The following is a 19999-nucleotide window of genomic DNA, read 5'->3' on the forward strand; positions in this document are numbered from 1 at the left end:
GCTATTTATACAATTAATTCAAAAATTAATAAAATATTAAGTCAAAATTATACCTCGACTATTTACTTCGTGTTATCTGATCTATAAACTCTAACGCGATGAACCAACTCTCTATGATTAAAGATAGTTCTTAGCTGGTACTATCCAAGCAATAGAACTGCTTCAAATACCTGAAAAGTATAACTAATTAAAACCACTTTATATAACTTATGAGCATACATCGAAAAAAAATGACACGCTACGTCATACTACCTCTTGCGTTAGCTTATTGCATGGGGCCATCCGGTGCCATTGCATTACCCTCCATACGTACCGCGGGAATTAACCTAACGCAACAACAAACCGTTAGAGGAAAAATTGTCGATAATTCAGGGCAACCACTATCGGGCGCAACGGTTCAGATCAAAAATACCGATAGGTCGGCCGCAACTGACCGTCAAGGACAATTTACTATTGAAGCTAGCATTGGTGAAACACTACTGGTCAGTTACCTTGGAGCCAACAGCAAAGAGGTGGTCATATCGCGCGGATTTATCCAAATTGCGCTAGAGATAGGTCAGCAAGGGCTAGATGAAGTGGTCGTTGTCGGATACGGTACGCAGAAGAAAGGTAACGTGACGGCTGCCATATCTACGATCCAGTCAAAAGAAATATCGACAACGACAAACGCTAGCCTCGCGCAAAGCCTACAGGGTAAAATCCCTGGTTTGCAGATCCGCCAGGATAATGCTGAACCGGGTAGTTTCAAATCCTCGATAAATATCCGTGGATTTGGGGAGCCATTATATGTGATAGACGGAATCGTGCGTGATGGTGGAGTCGAGTTTCAACAGCTGACACCCAATGATATTGAAAGCATATCGGTATTGAAAGATGCTTCGGCGGCCATCTATGGCCTAAATGCAGCAAATGGTGTAATACTCGTTACTACAAAAAAAGGACGATCAGGGACTCCTGAGTTTACGTATACGGGGGCATTAGGGGTATTAAAGCCGACCTATGTAACCAAAATGGCCTCTGCAGCACAATATCTGGAGATGTATCGGGATGCCATTTATTACCGTGACGGGATCGTTAATATTGATAATTCTGAACTTGATAAATGGAGGCAGGGCGGTACGGGTTATCAAAGTACAAACTGGTATGATGAAACTTTTAAGAAATCAGCGTTACAGACCCAGCACGACTTTTCAGTCAGGGGCGGCACAGATGCCATCAATTACTTTGCAAGTATAGGTTATTTCAATGAGCAGGGCCTCTTCAAGAGCGGTGACATGAAATACGACCGCTACAACTTCAGGACCAATCTCACGGCTAAGTTGAGCGACCGATTGAAAGCTGATTTTATGGTATCGGGCAAGCACAGTCTACGACAATACCCTGGTGGCGACGGATTTATCTGGATGTACAAGGGTACATTTATAAGCCACCCGACCGAAGGCCCGTACATCAACCAGGATGCTAACTATCCGGCGAATATCTACAACCAGCAAAATGCAGTCATCATGTCGCAACGCGACTATGCAGGCTATACAGAAAGTAAGAACAAAGATTTTATTTCTTCGGTAGGATTGACCTACGATGTTCCCTTTGTAGAAGGATTGAAAGCCATCGGTACCTTAGCATACGATAGCCGGAATATGTTTAACAAAAACGTATGGAAGAACTATAAGGTTTATAACCCTGATATGACTTCCCTTGTCATCAATAGCCCACGTATAGCTAATGCCATTGATGATATAGACCGTGTTGTATTTCAGGCCCAACTTGCCTACGACCGCACCTTTAAAGAAGTACACAATGTACAGGCTACGGCCATATTTGAACAGAAGCGCTACAAGAAAAAATTTGCTTATTTATGGCGCGAATATGAATTTTTCACTACAGATGTGGTCGATTATGCTTCCGGTAGACAGACCAATGAGGGTAGAGAAGAAGAGGAAGCAAACCTTTCGTATGTGGGACGGGTGAATTATGACTATAAGGGTCGTTATTTGCTAGGCGCCTCATTCCGTTACGATGGTTCATACCGCTATGCACCTGGCAAACGATGGGGGTTCTTTCCCGGTATATCAGCAGGATGGCGCATTTCTGAAGAGCCATTTATCAAAAATAATGTTGCATTTATTGACAACTTAAAAATTAGAGGATCATTTGGTCGCATCGGCGAAAATGTGGGAGACCCTTTTCAACATGTACTGGGTTTCTCACCTGTGACTAATCAGGGAGCCGAATTTGCAGATGGCACATACACGGGAGGACTAGGAGCTCCAGGCGTTATCAACCCTAACTTTACCTGGGTAACTTCGGATATTGCAGATGTAGGGTTAGAAGCTGACTTATTCAATAATAAATTACGATTCGAAGTAGACTACTACCAAAGAGAAAAGACAGGCAAGCTTATTACAAGGAGCGGTGGCCTACCTAACACCTTTGGCGGCACCATGCCTATCGAAAATTATGAAAGCGAACTGACCCGAGGTTTTGACTTTGTAGTAGGCCATCAGAATAAAATCGGTGAATTGGAGTACGGATTGAGTGTCAACATGAACCTTGCACGTACGATGCACAAAGTAGTTGATAAGCCTGAGGCAACGAGTAGCTGGGATAGGTGGCGCTCAGGATATGCCAATCGTTGGAACGACCTGAGCTGGGGCTATCAGCGCACCGGCCAGTTCCACAGTATGGAGGAAATATACAATGCCCTTGTTTATGACAAGAATAATGGCAACCGCTTGCTGCTCCCAGGCGATTATACATATGAGGATGTCAATGGAGATGGTCTTATTGACGACAAAGATATGCTGCCCAACTTTAGAAACCGTACGCCAAAGCTATTTTACGGGTTTGTAATCAATGGGGCATGGCGCGGTATAGACCTAAATATGGTATTTCAAGGAGCCTCTATGTATTCAATACGCTTTAATGAAGTTTTTTCACAGATGTTTTTCAACAATGGTAACCTACCCGAATATTTCTACGACCGTTGGCATATGGCGGATCCATCCGACCCCGACAGTGAGTGGATAGCTGGCAATTGGCCGGCCAATCGATTTTCGGAATTCATGTCTTCATCGTACCGTGAAAGTGACGTGTGGCGTATGAAAGCCAGTTATCTTAGAATGAAGAGTATCGAGCTGGGGTATACCATAAACTTGAATGAGAAGGGCATAAAATATATCAAAGGAATTAGATTCTATGGAAATGCACATAATTTGCTAACATTTTCAAACGCCTTTCTAAAGCAATTTGATCCAGAACGCCATGAGGGCGACTATGAAGCAGGATACAATTATCCATTGATTAAAAGTTTTAATGCGGGTGTTAATATTACCTTTTAAATCTGAACAAAATGAAAAACAACATAAGTAAACTGCTATTGGCCTGTGGATTAAGTCTAGCAACAGTCACCTCCTGCTCCAGCTATCTGGATGTGGATCCGAAAAACAAGATCCCAGGTGATGTCGTACTTACAGACCCTAACGGGGTTAAAGCTTTTTTAGCGAATCTTTATTATCAAGCACCTATCGAAGATCATGTTTATTTTCCACGAGAAGGGTTCAATGCGCGGGGCAACACGGGTTTTCTTTCGTTAGCACAATACGGTATGGAAGCTATACACTCCGAATGGCCCAACTGGAACGAATATAAGAACGATTGGTGGGAAAAAGGGTATAAACTAAATAGAAGCATAAACATATTACTTGAAGCTATTCCGTCGCTTTCTATAGCACAGTCGGAGAAGGATTTTTTAATGGGGGAAGCTTACTTCTTACGCGCATACACCTATTTTGGTCTTGCCAAATGCTATGGAGGGGTACCTCTTATAGATAAAAACCAAGAATATACTACCGATTTCGAAAGCCTCAAAGTATCTCGTAAGACAGAGAAAGAAACCTGGGACTTCGTACTGGCGAGTTGCGATGAGGCTATTGCCAAATTGCCAGAAAACCACGGCAATACCGATGCTTCCAAACGCCGGGCAACCAAATGGGCTGCCTATGCATTAAAATCGCGCGCAGCCCTGCATGCAGCCTCGGTAGCCAAATACTGGCAACAGGCTCCCTTATCCGGGGAGGCCGTAACGCAAAAACTCGTAGGCTTAGCATCTATAGAAGCTGCGCAATACTACCGGGCATGTATCGAGGCATCCGAAAAAATAATGGAATCTGGTCGTTTTTCATTACATAAAGCTAATCCGGCAACACGGGAAGAAGCGATCAAAGCTTACCAGGAGATATTTTATAACCCGGCTTCGGCAAACGAGGAAGCCATATTTTTAAAAGGATATGGTCAGGTGGGAAATAATATTTCACACGACCTGGATGGCTGGAATGGCCCGAATCAAACCTCGGAAGGTTTTCCCCACCGCGGCAGAACGAATCCAATCTTAGAACTTGTCGACCTGTACGAGGAGTATGATCGACCGGGTGAGATTTCACCGATCATCACCACAACAGACGGCAATATAAGTGGTACTGAGGGTTACAACCCCAGTGTGAGCTATAGACACTTTGACCACCCAGAGGACATCTTCGCTGGGCGGGATGCCCGTTTCTTTGCTTCGGTAATCTATCCTAACGCGATGTGGAAAGGGCAGCAAATCGTTATTCAGGGAGGCGTCGTACGGACAGATGGAAGCCTAATGGACAGCAGGGGGAGCTACACGCATAATGCGGTTACCTATTATACTTACGGGAAGGAGCAGCCCAACCAATATTCGGGTTTTGATGGTTCGGCCGACATGACACGTAGTGGATTTTTAATGCGTAAGTTTCTGAACGAAGGTGGCCGATACAACACCTGGCTGCAATCGACCACAGACTTTATAGATATGCGTTATGCAGAAGTATTGTTGAACTATGCCGAAGCCGTACTAGAAAGCGGCATGGATGAAAATGGCGCCCAGATTAAAGCTAAAGAAGCATTGAATGCGATACGTGTCCGTGCAGGACATCGTGTAGCTGTCCCATTGACATTAACGAATGTCCTACGGGAACGTACTGTAGAGCTTGCTTTTGAGAATAAAGGGTACTGGGACTTGATACGGCGACGCACCTTTCATACGGTATTTAAAAACAAGATAAAGCAAGCTTTGATTCCGATGATGGATTTACGCGGAAGCACACCTCAATATATTTTCGTTCGTAAAAATGTACCAGGAGCTCAGGTACAGAATTTCCCAGAAAGAGACTACTACCGCCCTATCCCGAATGTGGCTGGAAATGGCGCCATACAGAATCCACAACATTAACTCAAAATAGACTGAACCATGGAAATAAAAAATATAATTAAACTAGCCACTTTAAGTCTTTTGCTCCAGCTTTCTGCTTGTGGATTGAGCGAAATAGACAATTATGATGGCCCTAATGCTGCTATTCATGGCGGTATATATGATATAGAAACCAAGGAGCTAATCCAGCAGGATATCGTGAGAGGAACCCAAATCGAATACGTGGAACACGGTTATGCTAACCCTCAGACGCAGTATATGGTTGTCAAAAACGATGGAACGTACCAGAACAAACTGATGTTTGCAAATAAGTATACCATACGCGCTGTTAGGGGAAATTTCGTCCCACCTCCATCGCAAGAAATAACGGTAAGCAGCAATACAGAACACAATTTTGAAGTGCTACCTTATGTGCGTATCAAAAATGCAAACATTAGCCAGCAGGGGAATAAAATTGTAGCCACATTCGGTCTCGATAAAACGGTCGAGAATTCCCTACAGCGAATCGGGCTGTTTGCACATACAGAAATCAATGTAGGTGAGCCGCTACATAAGGTATCTGTTCAGCAGACAATTAACGGCGCAGTAGATGAAGCGAATACTTACCGTTTAGAAATTGATCTGGCACAGCATACTACAAGTTTGATGAACGGTAAACCCTATTATTTTAGAATAGGGGCACTGATGAATGCCGGTGAAGCCAAATTTAACTATGCGCCCGCCATACGAATAACAATTCAGTAATATCGAGTTCTTTTGGTATCCATAATACACTGTACCTATGCAAGTCATACGCTAGCTCTCTTTCCTAGAAAAAAGTAGAGCTAGCATATGCTAATCCTGAAAAAATGATAAAAACATTTCTATCGCGTTTCTTTTGTTTGTTAACCTTTGTTTTAGCAAACGCCTATGAGATATATGCTCAGCATGCTACACAACCCGTAGACTATGTAAATCCCTACATAGGTAATATTAGTCATCTTTTAGTACCTACATTCCCAACGGTACATCTGCCAAATAGTATGCTGCGTGTCTATCCGCAACGCGAAGACTATACGGGTGATCAGCTTGAAGGGCTTCCGCTGCTAGTGACAAGCCATCGTGGCCGTTCGGCTTTTGGACTCCATCCACGTAACTGGGGAGAACAGGACAACCTGCAGCAGATAAGTCCCTACAGCTATGATAATGAAGAGATACGACCGTACCAATACCGTGTAAGATTGCTGGATGAGGATATACAGATCGATTTTGCGCCCTCTCACCAATCTGCCATCTACCAGCTAAGATTTACCCGACAACAGGAGAAAGCGATCGTCCTAACAGCAGACGAAGGCTCTATTCAGGTAGAGGGCCGAAAGGTACAGGCTACCCAACAATTGGACAACAATACGACCGTATATCTTTTTGCGGAGTTTGACCAGCAGCCCACCCTATCAGGCATTATAGAAAAGGGGGTATTACTGCCGAAGGAGCAGAAAGCGAAGGGGAGTAAACTAGCCTGTGCGCTACGGTTTCCAGATACAGAACAAACCATAAACATGCGTTATGGCGTATCGTTTATCAGTCTGGAGCAGGCCGAAAAAAATCTGAAACGTGAGATTCGCAATTTTCAGATTGAACAGGTGGCCTCCAAGGGACGTGACCTGTGGAATAGGGAGCTTTCGAAATTCCGGATCAGCAGTTCGAATCTAAAGGATATGGAGGTATTTTACACCGCACTATACCGCTGCTACGAGCGTCCGGTAAATATCTCGGAAGATGGACGATACTTCAGTGCCTTTGACGGACGGGTACATGAAGATCCTTTACCTTTTTTTACGGACGATTGGATATGGGATACTTACAGAGCAACCCACCCCTTGCGTATTCTTATTGATGAATCGACAGAGAGTCACATTTTAAGTTCTTATATCAGAATGGCGGAGCAGATGGAACATTTTTGGTTACCCACGTTTCCGGAAATCACCGGCGATTCGCGTCGGATGAATTCCAATCACGGTGTAGTGACCATCGCCGATGCTTATGCTAAAGGTTTAAGAAACTTTGATGTCTTAAAAGCCTATGAGGCCGGTAAGCGCGCTGTGCGGGAAAAAACCCTAGCACCATGGTCTGGGGCACCCGCAGGCTGGCTGGACGACTTTTATAAAGAACAGGGGTATATACCGGCCCTGTGGCCGGGAGAGAAAGAAGAGATTGATGAGGTAAACCCTTTTGAAAAACGCCAGCCTGTGGCCGTCACCCTGGGAACGTCTTATGATGAGTGGTCTCTAGGACAACTGGCAGTGGCTCTTGGGAAGGGGGAAGACGCCGCTACCTTTCTCAAAAATGCACTGAACTATCGGCATATATTTAACAAGTCGACACTTTTTTTTCATCCCAAAGATAAAAAAGGCAATTTTATAGAACCTTTTGACTACCGTTTTGCAGGAGGACAAGGGGCCCGGGAGTATTATGGAGAGAACAACGGCTGGGTATACAGGTGGGATGTACCCCACAATATAGCAGACCTGATCCAATTAATGGGTGGCAAAGATACCTTTGTTGCCGAGCTCGATCGCACATTCCGGGAGCCCTTGGGACGTAGCAAGTTTGAGTTTTACAGTCAACTGCCCGATCATACCGGCAATGTTGGACAGTTTTCGATGGCCAACGAACCCAGCCTTCACATCCCCTACCTGTATGCGTATGCAGGTAAGCCCTGGATGACGCAGAAACGTGTAAAGGAACTGATTAATCAGTGGTTCAGGAGCGACTTGATGGGGATGCCCGGTGATGAAGACGGTGGTGGAATGTCCGCATTTGTGGTATTTTCCATGATCGGATTTTATCCGGTAACACCCGGATTACCCGTATACACTATAGGCTCTCCCTTCTTCGAAGAGATGAGTATTCGGTTGTCTTCAGGCAAGACTCTTAAAGTAATTGCACCCCATGTTTCGAAAACAAATAAATATATACAGAAGGCTTGGCTCAATGACTCTCCGATAAACAGGGCATGGATCAGCCACGAGGAAATCTCCAAAGGAGGTGTCTTGCATTTTGAAATGGGTGATAGGCCCAACAAAGAATGGGGAACAGCTAATCCCCCTCCATCTTTTGTGATGCCCGAGAAGTAAACGTCAAATACAATACGCCTGAAGCACAACTTTTCAGGCGTATTGTATAATATTAAACGAAACCTTTCTATTATAACACTGTTTACTGAATGAATCCGAAAAATGCGACGAGCATACCGATAAACTGACTGTAAGAAGCTCGATATTGACATTTGTCCCCCAATTGTCCCCCCCTTAAACTGAGAATTGCAACTAATGTATCGTAATTTTGCCCGTATTCCACTTTTATACATCATTTATATAAATGAAATCAGTAGTATGCTTTTCCTTATTTCTTGTTTCTGTTCAATTTTCTTTCGGGCAAGAGAATAAGGGAAGTTCCATATTAGAAAATTCTTTCGTACAGATAGAACCGGAAGGTGTACGATCGCTGTACGGCGAAACTATTTATTTTGGCCCGCAAGCGGAGTGGACTATTGATGGCACACTCGAAATCTGGTGCCAGCGTATCTGGATATCTCCCGAAGCAAAGATCCAGGGCAACGGCCGATTGCTTATTCATAATCCAGCAGAGAATCCGTATTACAACGGGCTTAAAAAGAAACCTACTGTAATCGATGGGAATAACGGCAATTTTATCAAGTTGCTTGTAGAGCACCACAACACGGCCGGAATACTACTCGATAATATCGATGATCCTGGCTACCGTACAGTCGACCCATCCGGAGCAGAAGCTGCAGCTTTGAATTTTGGCAGCGAACTAAAGCTTGCCCAAGATGGAGCAGACATCCAACTGAATGGGTATAACTTGTCCTTTGACGCCAATGCACTACTCAGCCAGTATAGTCACCGTCGAAAGCTGATCGTGGGCACTGATTACGGTCATGTTTCCAAAATACTTACTGCTGGCTCACAGTTTGTATTCCCTATCGCTACCGCAAGGCAACTATACTCCCCCCTTACGGTATCGGAAAATGATATCGAAGGAACGGTAGTCGCACGGGTCAGTGACAGTTTTAATAGTCAGATGCGGCTTAAAAGTCCGCAATCGGGTATAGACGTAAACTGGCAGGTATATAGTATGCAAGCGCTGAATGCCACATTGACCCTGCAACACCCGAGCACAGCAAATAAGGAAAAATATACCGATGAAAAAGCGGCTATCTACCAGTTTACGACAATGGAGGAGGCCGATCGACTGTCCACGAAAAGAGTTGAAGAGGGAATCCATCGCTCGGGCGCTGTCTCTTTAGCCAATCAGGCTAGTGACTACCGCTCTTGGTTTACTAAATCTATTGCATTATCCAGTGAGCTTTTTATTCCTAACGTGTTTACACCAAATGGAGACGGTGTGAATGATCGATTTGAGATAAGGGGTATCGAGGCCTTTGATCATGTCTCCATTACGATTTATAACCGTTGGGGAAATAGCATTTACGAACATGCAAATTATGATAACAGCTGGAATGGAACCGGTCTGAATGCAGGAACTTATTATTATGTTATAGAAACAAAAGAAGGGCCTCTTAGCTCAATACATAAAGGATGGGTCTTATTAATAAAGGAAAATTAATAGTATGCAACGTATATATAGTCTATTCATTTTAACCTTTCTGATTGCTGGAGGGGTAAAGGCACAGTCAAAAATTTCGGATAGTAGCGGTGACCGCTCGCTACCTAGCAAAAGTGCGATTTTAGAATTAAGCAGTAAAACAAGGGGCCTATTGCATGCCCGTGTCGAATTAAAAGAAACGAAAGATCCCTATCCGCTCACCTCTCATGAAGCCGGTATTATGGTTTTTAATACCAAAGCCGTTGCCGATGTACAGGTGGGTATTTACTATAACGATGGACAGAAGTGGGTATCCAATCTTTCAGCCTATGATAGTTGGCTACAGGTCGGAAATACGGGATCCGTTGCCGATTTTATTGCTTCGCTAAAAGGAGTAAAGGGTGATACGGGGCCCAAAGGAGATACGGGCGCAGATGGCGCAGCCGGTATACAAGGACCAGCCGGACCTATCGGGCCGCAAGGCTTAAAAGGGGATACAGGACCCAAAGGAGATACGGGCGCCGATGGCGCAGCCGGTATACAAGGACCAGCCGGACCTATCGGGCCGCAAGGCTTAAAAGGAGATACGGGGCCCAAAGGAGATACGGGCGTCGATGGCGCAACCGGTATACAAGGACCAGCCGGACCTATAGGGCCACAGGGCTTAAAAGGGGATACAGGACCCAAAGGAGATACGGGCGCCGATGGGGCAGCCGGTATACAAGGACCAGCCGGACCTATAGGGCCACAGGGCTTAAAAGGGGATACCGGTGATGTGGGGCCGGCCGGTTCAGATGCTTCGATAAATAATGTTGCTGCAGGAGGCGATCTAGCAGGTCAATACCCTGCTCCACAAGTAGCTGCACTACGGGGAAAAGCAATCAGCGCGACAGCTCCCGCGACCAACGATATTTTAAAATTTGACGGGACACAGTGGACCCCATCCGCACTAAGTGCTTTATCGGGACTAGTGCTTCCCTATACTGCTAATGAAAATAATGCCTCTCCGCTATTTGCTATTAACAACAGCGGGGATGGAACTATTATAGATGTCTCGACAACAGGTAACGGCAAAGGGGTGTTTGCGAATACGAAGTCTGGCTATGCTATCCATGGGGTAACAACAGCAAAAACCTCTGCAGGTATCGTAGGAAATAACAATGGCGGTGGTGAGGCCATAGTAGGAATTACGACCAGTGATATAGCCGGAGCCGTGGTAGGACGAAACGATGGAGGTGGCTATGGCGTACGGGGATTTATATCCGCGAATACGAGTGGGGAAAGCATAGCCGTATATGGAGAGGTAGGTCACAGTTCCAGTACAGGACGTGCTGGTCGCTTTGAGAATTATAATGCCAACAATAAAGCGAATACGTTGGAAGTAGAGACAAACGGCAGTGGAAACATTCAAAATAATAAAATAGGAAACGCGGCTTCTTTTATCGTGAACAATAACAATAGTGTGGCGGCAGCTGTACGGGCAGAGGTAAACACGCTATACGCTAATTTTGGCGCTGCTGCTGTATTTGGCACCTCTTCGGGTACAGGCGGCTATGCAGGACTGTTTCACTCCTCCAATCCCGATGGTAATGGCGCAGCATTGGTGGCAGTTTCTGATGGCAATGGTAGTGCTATACAAGCCTATGCAAGAAAAAATGGCCATGGGGTAGAGACGAGTATCGATGGAAGTGGTAATGCGCTCTACGCTTGGGTACCTTCTTATGCGACTGGAAAAGCAGGTAGATTTACAAACTTTAACTCGGATAATTCATCCCCTACAGTAGATGTAAAAACCAACGGAACCGGCAATGCACTCCTGATAAACCATAGCGGAACATCTGGATATTTGGCTGTATTTCAAAATGACGGAGCCAATGTCGCCCGGATCGCGAAGAACGGCCGGGGGTTCTTCAATGGTGGCACACAAAACTCTGGAGCAGACATTGCCGAGGCATTCGATGTGATCGGTGAGCGAAATACCTACGAACCAGGTGATGTGCTCGTAATCTCTATAGATGAGGATCGTAAGGTAGAAAGATCATCCGATGCCTACTCGACATTAGTAGTAGGTGTATATGCGACCAAACCTGGGGTATTGCTGACCGAAGAAGATATGGATACGGATCTCTCGGACAAGGTCCCTATGGGGGTACTGGGAGTAATTCCGACCAAAGTCTCTAACGAAGGCGGTCCTATCCAAAGAGGGGATCTATTGGTTACTTCGTCTACGCCAGGCGTAGCCATGAAAGCCGACCCGAACAAAGTAAAAGTAGGCCAGGTCATTGGTAAGGCATTACAATCTTACACTGGAGCTGGCATAGAAAAAATAAACGTATTCGTTAATGTAAAGTAAGATCTTATGTACAAAATAGTTTTCATTTCAATTTTCACGCTATTTACAGGTTGCCTGTTTGCACAATCTGGTCAAACTAACAATAAGACGAAGCGGGCTTTGACTGCTAAAAATACAAACCCCGCTTCAATAGCTGTAGAAGATGAACGCAGCAGAATAAAGAGTCCTGAAGAACTCTGGAAATGGATATTTTCTGCTGCACCTTTAGCAACCTCTTCCGTTGCCAACATCGGCATACAGTCGAAATCGATCTCCGATGTAATGCCCCAACCAAGTCCGGTCCGGTTGGCCTCAGACCAACCCAGGGAGGAAAAGAAACCTGAAGCTCCCAAAGAATTGCCCAAACCCGGCAACCAAGGACAATAAGTGCTTTTATCCTGTTGCGCGAGCGCACAGGAATAAAAGGGAGAGATGGCATCAAAAAAAAAATAACATAAAATTACTTATATTGGGAGTATTGCATAATAGAGGCTAAACTGACTTAACTGTTTTTATTAGCACATATTTTTACAAATATTTATCCATAATAAAAAACAAATTGAAAACGACCAATCGTGACACCAATTGGGGTGCTCTTGTTAATGGGCAGAAAGCCATGAAGGCAACAAATGACATAGAAATCTCCAAGATCGATAGCTATTATTTTATTTTTAACTGCTTTGAAAACAAAATTGAATATGTGAATAATACTTTTGAAATCTTAACAGGCTATCCAAAAGAGCTTTTTGACATTAACAAGCTACTGGACATCATCCATCCTGATGATATAGATTACTTTATAGCCTGTGAAAGCAGAGGACTACGTTTTACCAATACCTTATCTTTCAGCGAACATTTCCGCTATATTATGAGCTACACCTACCGTATCAAAACAAATAATAACCAATACGTCGCTATTAGGCAGGAATGTCAAGCCATTGAAGTGGATTCAAAAGGGCATTTAACAAAAACATTTGTTACACATCGTCGTGAAAAAGATTTTCGTAACAGAGATGAAAATGACTACTACATCTTTGATAAGGACAAAAATCAAAAGTTAAATGCTACCAATTTTTATAACCTGACAAAGAGAGAGCGGGAGATAGTAGATCTTGTTCAAGACGGCTTAGACAGTAAGCAGATCGGTAAAAAACTTCACTCGAGCAAACACACCATTGATACACACCGAAGAAATATTCTGAAAAAAACAAATTCAAAAAACTTTATAGAACTATTGACCAAGCTCAATGGATTTTATATTACTGAGACAGATTGACAAATGCTATAAATGCATTTAGCACGGGCTCCATTCACTAAAGTCTTTCGATATCTCCCATACTAAAAGCCAGTATGATATTAAACGGATTAATCAGGCATTCAACTTCAATAAACTTATGCCTTGCTCCTTGGATAACGTGAATAGTGTCAACGCCGAATTTTCCTGTACAATCTTTCTGTAGTTTTTGAGTGGCATTCCCAATTGAGATGCCATAAAAAAACGGTTCACCCCGTTGTGTCCTACAATGAGTACAGTCCTGCCATCATATTGGTCAAGCAGTTCATTATAAAAAGAATCTAACCTTGCAATTACCTCTTTAGCGGTTTCTCCCGTATTGCCCGCCCGATACTCGTCTGGAGCAGAAAGCCAATTATCCCAGCTTTGGGGATCTTCCTTCTGAAATTCCTCAGGTCGCTTTCCTTCCCATTCACCAAAATCTACCTCGATCAGTCGGCTATCCAATACCGTTTCCTGACCCTTACCCGAGGCTATTGCTGCCGTATTCTTTGCGCGTTTCAGAGGCGATGAAAAAACAGCGTCAAATTCAAAATCGGCAAGTAGATCCTTCATTCTAAACGCCTGAGCTATACCCCTCTCTGTCAGATCGATATCTGTACGCCCACAATACTTATTTCCATCGGCATTGTAGCCTGTCTCTCCATGTCTCAGTAAACAAATAGTAACCATATTTATATATATTTTAGTGCCTTCAACTTATCTTTAAACAATTGGTACTGCTTATTATATGCTTCAACCAATATCTTGTCCGGTATCACTCTCTTCTCCACACTGGTCATTGCCTTTGCCGCCTCCGTCAATGATCCGTACCAAGTCTGCGAAGCCGCCATTATCGCCGCCCCTAGAGCACCGCTTGCTTCTTTACACTTATAGATAGGTACGCCAAGTACTGCGGACCTTATCCTCAGCCATACATCGCTATTGCTGCCGCCACCAGCTGTATATACCACATCCAATTGTTCGCCCGACAGCTCTGTTATCATCTCATAAGCCAAACGTTCGATAAAAGCTACGCCTTCCAGATTCGCGGCATAACGCTGACTAATGGAATCGGTCTCTGGAATAATAGCCCTAGCTTGAGGAGCCATAATCGGATACCGCTCTCCTTGTTGCTTCAAAGGCCAAGCAACCAACCCTGTAGGTATCAGGGCATCGGCAGCCAAACTAAGTTCTTCTAGATCCGTACCAAAATCCAGAGATATCCAATCTGCCCCCGTATTACTAGCACCGCCTGGCATCCAGTATCCCTCAGGGTGCCTGTGGTTATAGAGTCTCCCAAGAGGATCTACTACCGGACTAAGAGTCACACCTTTGATGACCAATGTCGTACCGATTGTCGTGTTCCAATCTCCTGGACGGACAGCTCCCGAAGCCACTTGGCTCGCACAACCATCCGTAATCCCTACAACGATAGCGATGGCCGGCATCCCCCAACCTGCCGCAAGTTCTTGCCGGAGCTGCCCCACCACAGAACCTGATGGTACCACCTCTTGCATCCACTTGCGGCGCAGTCCTGTTTGTTCAAAAAGATAATCAGGCCACCTGAGGCTATCCAAGTCATATCCAGATTTAAGCACATTGGTAAAATCGGTGTGACGATAATTGCCGGACAACTTACCCACGATATAATCGGATGCATGCGCCCATAACGAAATATCATCAACACGATCGGGAAATGTATCCATATACCATAGCATTTTACTGATTCCAGAGGAGGCATTGAACCCAGTATAGCCATGGGGTACGTACTGGGAAGCCAATTCATTCATGCGCTTACCCTGCTCTATCGAACGTGGATCGCTGTACATTATAGCATCATGGATTGGTACATTATCCATACCTAAAGGGATTACTGTACCCGATGTCGAAGTCACTGCCGCGGCAACAATAGACGTCCTGTCAAAATCAGAAGAAAGACCGGACATGATTGCACTGATCAGCTGATAACAGTCATCCCACCATATCTCGGGAGACTGTTCTTCACGAAAATTCTCCTCCAACGTAAAGCTTTTGGCCTTGGACGCGATGACTATGCCGTCCTGATCGACCAAAATAACACGCACTCCCTGCGTACCTATATCTATTCCAAAAAAACACTTCTTCATTTATGAAACTACCTGTTTGAATGTCTTCCTCGCATTTTTCCATTCGACATATAAGTTTTCAAACTTGTCATGCTCTTCCGGAAAAGTCTCCTCTTTCAGTACCGGTGTTACATTCGGCACGCCCAAGGCATCATTGCATAGAAATACACCCCCCAATACCGAAGCTTGCCGAAAGGTATCTCTCACCCGAATGCTCTTTCCCAAAAGGTTAGCTAAAAACTGACGTAGCTTTTTACTTTCCACACCTCCGCCGCACGCCCAGATATACGATTCATGATGTGCAGACACTTCACATAGAAATTTGTAATTTTCGTAGATAGAGCAGGCGATATCCCATAAGACAGAGAACACGAAACTACCCCTCGTCAATTGATGTGATACCGGAGCATTAAAGATAAACCCTCCTTTGGTCAGCGGCTCGTCTTCATCAGCAATCAAGGATCCTAAGGAAGCTATACACTGTGCGTAGGTAACATCTTCTAGCTCTCTTTCAATCACATCATACCCTTCATTGGGATAAAATATCTCCTTAAGCCGCTGATAATTAAGCCCTGTCACTCCGGCATTAGCCTCTAGAATAAAGTTCGATCGGTCGATATGCCGGCTAGTCCAGGTCCGTTGGTGCTCATCCTTCTCATAACGGCGAACAATCTTAATAATCGGTGTCGTCGTACCCGACACAATGACCATATCATCTGGAGATGGCTCCATACTCCGTATCGCCAACTGGGTATCCCCTCCACCAACGACAACGGCAGCTTTTTCTGATACACCAAGCGTACTGGCGATGTCGGCACGGATAGTGCCCAATACCGTACCCGAATCTTTCAGCGGGGGCAGGATATCGGACGGGAGATCAAACAATTGCAACAAACGAGGGGACCACTCCTTGGCCTCGACATCGTACAATAGTGTTTCCGAGGCTTGAGAATGTTCATATGACGCAATACCAGAAAAACGGTACTGTATCCAGTCAGAAATACTCATCACACAGGAAATACGGGCAAAAAGATCAGGATAAACCTCTCTCACACCCACCAATTTAAAAGCAGAAAACAAAGAGGTAGGGTATCGACCAGAAAGACTATACACCAAATCCTTATCTTTTAAGTTTCCTTCCCATTTTCGTCCGCGATGGTCAATATTGGGCATCCCTAGCAGGGAGCCCCCATCACGATCGAGGACGACGATTCCTTCACGCTGGCTAGTAGCGGTGACCGCCTCAACGACGACATCACCAGACTCGGACAATGCCTCCCGCGCAAGCCTCGAAATCTGATCCCACAATTCCTCAGGATCAAAATATAAAGACTCGTCGTAGTTGGAATCCACCTTATAACCCACATTTTCACGCTTTACAGATAGGATATCCCCTCCTGTAGTTGCGACGCCTACCCGGGCATTGCCTGTCCCGATGTCTACAACCAGATAAACACTCTTTGCCATTTGATTACTTTGAAAGTTTAATTATTTCTTTATTAACCAGCTGCTTAATATACTTATTACCATGATGGAAGAACTCACGCAGGTTATTATTCATGATAAAAGCATGGTGATCCTCTACTTCGTGGGTAGCACCCGCGATATGTGGTGTAGCTAATACTCTTTTATTCAAAATCATTTTATAGTCAATAGCATCGGGAGGCTCATTGTAAAAGACATCTAATACAGCACCTCTAATCTGTCCGGACTCGATAATCTCCAATAGATCTGTACGATTGACAACGGTAGCGCGAGCCGTATTCACAAAAACCGCATCAGATTTCATCATTGAAAGATATTTTCTATCTATCAAACCAGTTGTTTCGGCTGTAACTGGCAGATGAATACCTACGATATCACAGGTCGAAAACAATTCATCAAGTTCTACTTTTTTAAAATCCGTATTGGGGTCTGTATAATAGGGATCAAAATAATAAATGTCGGCCGGAAAATTAATTAACATGCGAGCTATATGTTGACCTACGGCACCGAAACCTACCATACCGACCTTCTTACCCGCCAGCTCATTGCCCTTGAATTCTAAATAAGAGGTATGGGCACCCTCACCCCAGTTTTCCCCTTCCAACCAATGGATCGCTGGAATGGTATTACGTAACAAGGTAATAACATTTGCAATAAACATCTCTGCTACGGCCTGCGCATTACGAGCCGGTGTATTAAACACGGGAATCCCCAGTTCTGTAGCCACCCCGATATTGATGTTGGAAGGTGTACCTCTACAGATACCTACAAATTTAAGATTGGGATTGGCCCGTAATACATCTTCTGTTATTTCATCATGCTCGGAGATCAAACTATCCGCTCCGGTCTCTTTCAACAGTGCATTTAGCTCATCTGGGTTATAAGCGCGACCATGGGGCTTCCATGATCGATAAATCACTTCATCAAACAAGCTTTCTAATTCGCGCAATGCCTTGGCATTTTCGTACGGAGCTGTTAGCAATACTTTCATATGTAGGGGGTCTATCTGTTATTTAGTTAGTCACTAAATTCAAATATATAAAATTATTAAATATTTTTAAAGAAAAATAAACAATTTTAAACTTCAATTTTAACGCTAAATAAACTATATCATAATATTTACTTATTTTCGCACATATTACTCCGTTAGGCATGAAAAATATCACCGATAGGCACGAATATATCCTGAAGAAAATAAAGGAAAATAGCAAAGTCACTATTCAAGAGCTTAGTGAAGAAATGAAGGTATCCAGTGTAACTATCCGAAAAGATTTAAAGCTTCTGGAAGAAAAGAATCTGTTGTACAGAACTAAGGGCGGGGCGTCCGGTACGAACCCCTATGCCAGCGATAGACCTATTTTGATAAAAGAAAGCATAAACTCGGAAGAGAAGAATAAAATCGGTAGAAAAGCTGTAGAAATGATTAAAGACAATGACTCTATACTCATCGGGTCGGGCACTACCGCATACGCCTTGGCCCGTCATCTCGAATCCGCAGAACTTCTGACTGTCATCACACCTGCTCTAAAAGTGGCACTCGAACTATGCAACAAAGCCAATATCGAGGTCTTACAGCTTGGCGGTCTGATACGCTCCAATTCTTCATCGGTCGCTGGCCAATACGCCATGCGTATACTGGATGATGTATCCTGTGGAATATTATTCCTAGGTGTAGATGGCATCGACCTCGATTTTGGAATCACCATCAGCAATATCACCGAGACTACGCTAAACCAAAAGATGCTGTCCACTTCTCAGAAAGTAGTCATACTCGCCGATAACACCAAATTCGGACGTCGCGGACTCGGGAAAGTATGCAATATAGAAGATGTCGATTATATCATCACCGACAATAAGACCTCCCGCAAATATATCAGCGCGCTGGAAGATGCTGGCATAAAAATCATCATTGCGGATTGATTGCTAATCAAGCATCAAAGCAATAATGGGAGGAAGAAAATAGCATTGTTCTATTTCAAGAAAGCAACCCTTTAAGATTTCTTAAGAAGATACTATGCCAGATTGCCCTTCAATAATGCCTGGTTTTTATTTCGTATCTTTGATTGTCTTGAAGATCAGCAATCAAACAAAATGTTTCGTCACAAGGGGAAAAGAAGGAATTTTACACATAACCTAAGACTAGCCTCTATGCTTTCATTCGTAGCCGGCTTAGTGAATGTGAGCGGGGTGATGCAGCTCCAGGTGCTCACAACTAACGTGACAGGGCACTTTGCATATTTTGCTGAAAACATAGTACTTAGCAGATATGCCGACGCTATTATTTTGGTATTTTACGTTACAAGCTTCTTATTGGGAGCCTTCTCTTCTAGTTTTTTGATTGAGCTATTTTCAAGAAAACCTGTAGTAAGCCGCTATGTATTTCCCATTTCTGTAGAAATCATATGCCTTCTCCTAGTAGCTCTAATAGGTGACATAACTACTGCCGGCTATCTGCTAGCATCGGTGTTATTGTTCGCTATGGGCATACAAAATGCATTAGTAAGCAGAATATCTAACTCAGTGGTACGGACAACACATTTAACAGGTCTATTTACCGATCTCGGGATAGAGCTTTCGCTCTTGATATTCCATAAACGCAACAATCAGAACACACGAAAACTTAAACAAAATATCTACTTAAAATTTATAATCATTCTCTTCTTTTTCTTCGGGTCAATAGCAGGAGGATTCCTCGCATTAAAATTTCAGTTTAAAACACTCCTTATTGCGGTGGTATGTCTTGTGATAGCAATGTCCTATGACTACTTCAAAATAAGTTATGTCCAAATAAAGAGACGCCTACTACAGCGATAGTTTGACTTAAATCAGTATTCATAACCAAGCCTCTTTTCGGAGTTAATGGACGTATGGATAAAAGAATAGTCTACCCAGGAAAAGAGAGCAGACTATTCTATTTTATTCATACAGCAGCGAGTCCTGGGCTTCTCAATTGAAGATTA

Annotated in this window: 14 protein-coding genes; 10 read left to right on the top strand and 4 right to left on the bottom strand. The window is 44.0% G+C overall.

Annotated features, from left to right (window positions below):
• Nucleotides 1-230 precede the first annotated feature (230 nt).
• The 8 genes from JKG61_RS16915 (at nucleotide 231) to JKG61_RS16950 (ending at nucleotide 13449) form a co-directional block, all read left to right on the top strand.
• Nucleotides 231-3341 carry a SusC/RagA family TonB-linked outer membrane protein gene (locus tag JKG61_RS16915; protein WP_202104131.1) on the top strand — a complete coding sequence of 1037 codons (3111 nt, stop codon included), beginning with the start codon at nucleotides 231-233 and terminating at the stop codon, nucleotides 3339-3341.
• An 11-nt stretch (nucleotides 3342-3352) separates the two neighbouring features.
• Nucleotides 3353-5254, top strand: coding sequence for a RagB/SusD family nutrient uptake outer membrane protein (locus JKG61_RS16920; protein WP_202104132.1), 1902 nt, complete (start codon nucleotides 3353-3355; stop codon nucleotides 5252-5254).
• Nucleotides 5255-5272: 18 nt separating this feature from the next.
• Entirely contained in the window at nucleotides 5273-5977 is a 705-nt protein-coding gene (locus JKG61_RS16925; RefSeq protein ID WP_202104133.1) for a DUF3823 domain-containing protein, read from the top strand.
• A 104-nt stretch (nucleotides 5978-6081) separates the two neighbouring features.
• Nucleotides 6082-8349 carry a GH92 family glycosyl hydrolase gene (locus JKG61_RS16930; RefSeq protein WP_202104134.1) on the top strand — a complete coding sequence of 756 codons (2268 nt, stop codon included), beginning with the start codon at nucleotides 6082-6084 and terminating at the stop codon, nucleotides 8347-8349.
• A gap of 244 nt (nucleotides 8350-8593) precedes the next feature.
• Nucleotides 8594-9862, top strand: coding sequence for a gliding motility-associated C-terminal domain-containing protein (locus JKG61_RS16935; protein WP_202104135.1), 1269 nt, complete (start codon nucleotides 8594-8596; stop codon nucleotides 9860-9862).
• Nucleotides 9863-9866: 4 nt separating this feature from the next.
• Entirely contained in the window at nucleotides 9867-12194 is a 2328-nt protein-coding gene (locus JKG61_RS16940; RefSeq protein WP_202104136.1) for a collagen-like domain-containing protein, read from the top strand.
• A gap of 99 nt (nucleotides 12195-12293) precedes the next feature.
• Nucleotides 12294-12560 (top strand): hypothetical protein, encoded by a 267-nt coding sequence (locus tag JKG61_RS16945; RefSeq protein WP_202104137.1) that lies wholly within the window; start codon nucleotides 12294-12296, stop codon nucleotides 12558-12560.
• Between the two features lie 172 nt (nucleotides 12561-12732).
• Nucleotides 12733-13449 (top strand): LuxR C-terminal-related transcriptional regulator, encoded by a 717-nt coding sequence (locus JKG61_RS16950; RefSeq protein WP_202104138.1) that lies wholly within the window; start codon nucleotides 12733-12735, stop codon nucleotides 13447-13449.
• Between the two features lie 93 nt (nucleotides 13450-13542).
• Here the strand turns inward: JKG61_RS16950 and JKG61_RS16955 are convergent, their stop codons facing one another.
• From JKG61_RS16955 to JKG61_RS16970, 4 genes are read right to left on the bottom strand one after another with little or no spacing between them, the layout of a single operon-like run.
• Nucleotides 13543-14139, bottom strand: coding sequence for a histidine phosphatase family protein (locus JKG61_RS16955; RefSeq protein WP_202104139.1), 597 nt, complete (start codon nucleotides 14137-14139; stop codon nucleotides 13543-13545).
• Nucleotides 14140-14141: 2 nt separating this feature from the next.
• Nucleotides 14142-15575 carry an FGGY-family carbohydrate kinase gene (locus tag JKG61_RS16960; RefSeq protein WP_202104140.1) on the bottom strand — a complete coding sequence of 478 codons (1434 nt, stop codon included), beginning with the start codon at nucleotides 15573-15575 and terminating at the stop codon, nucleotides 14142-14144.
• Entirely contained in the window at nucleotides 15576-17021 is a 1446-nt protein-coding gene (locus tag JKG61_RS16965; RefSeq protein WP_202104141.1) for an FGGY-family carbohydrate kinase, read from the bottom strand. It lies immediately after the preceding gene.
• Between the two features lie 4 nt (nucleotides 17022-17025).
• Complete coding sequence (locus tag JKG61_RS16970) at nucleotides 17026-18030, bottom strand: NAD(P)-dependent oxidoreductase (RefSeq protein ID WP_202104142.1); 1005 nt, start codon at nucleotides 18028-18030, stop codon at nucleotides 17026-17028.
• Between the two features lie 161 nt (nucleotides 18031-18191).
• On the opposite strand from JKG61_RS16970, the gene JKG61_RS16975 reads away from it, so the two are divergent.
• Entirely contained in the window at nucleotides 18192-18959 is a 768-nt protein-coding gene (locus tag JKG61_RS16975) for a DeoR/GlpR family DNA-binding transcription regulator (protein WP_202104143.1), read from the top strand.
• Between the two features lie 228 nt (nucleotides 18960-19187).
• Nucleotides 19188-19853 carry a YoaK family protein gene (locus JKG61_RS16980; RefSeq protein WP_237249521.1) on the top strand — a complete coding sequence of 222 codons (666 nt, stop codon included), beginning with the start codon at nucleotides 19188-19190 and terminating at the stop codon, nucleotides 19851-19853.
• Nucleotides 19854-19999: the final 146 nt, after the last annotated feature.

This window comes from Sphingobacterium faecale, from assembly GCF_016746095.1.
GTDB lineage: Bacteria > Bacteroidota > Bacteroidia > Sphingobacteriales > Sphingobacteriaceae > Sphingobacterium > Sphingobacterium faecale.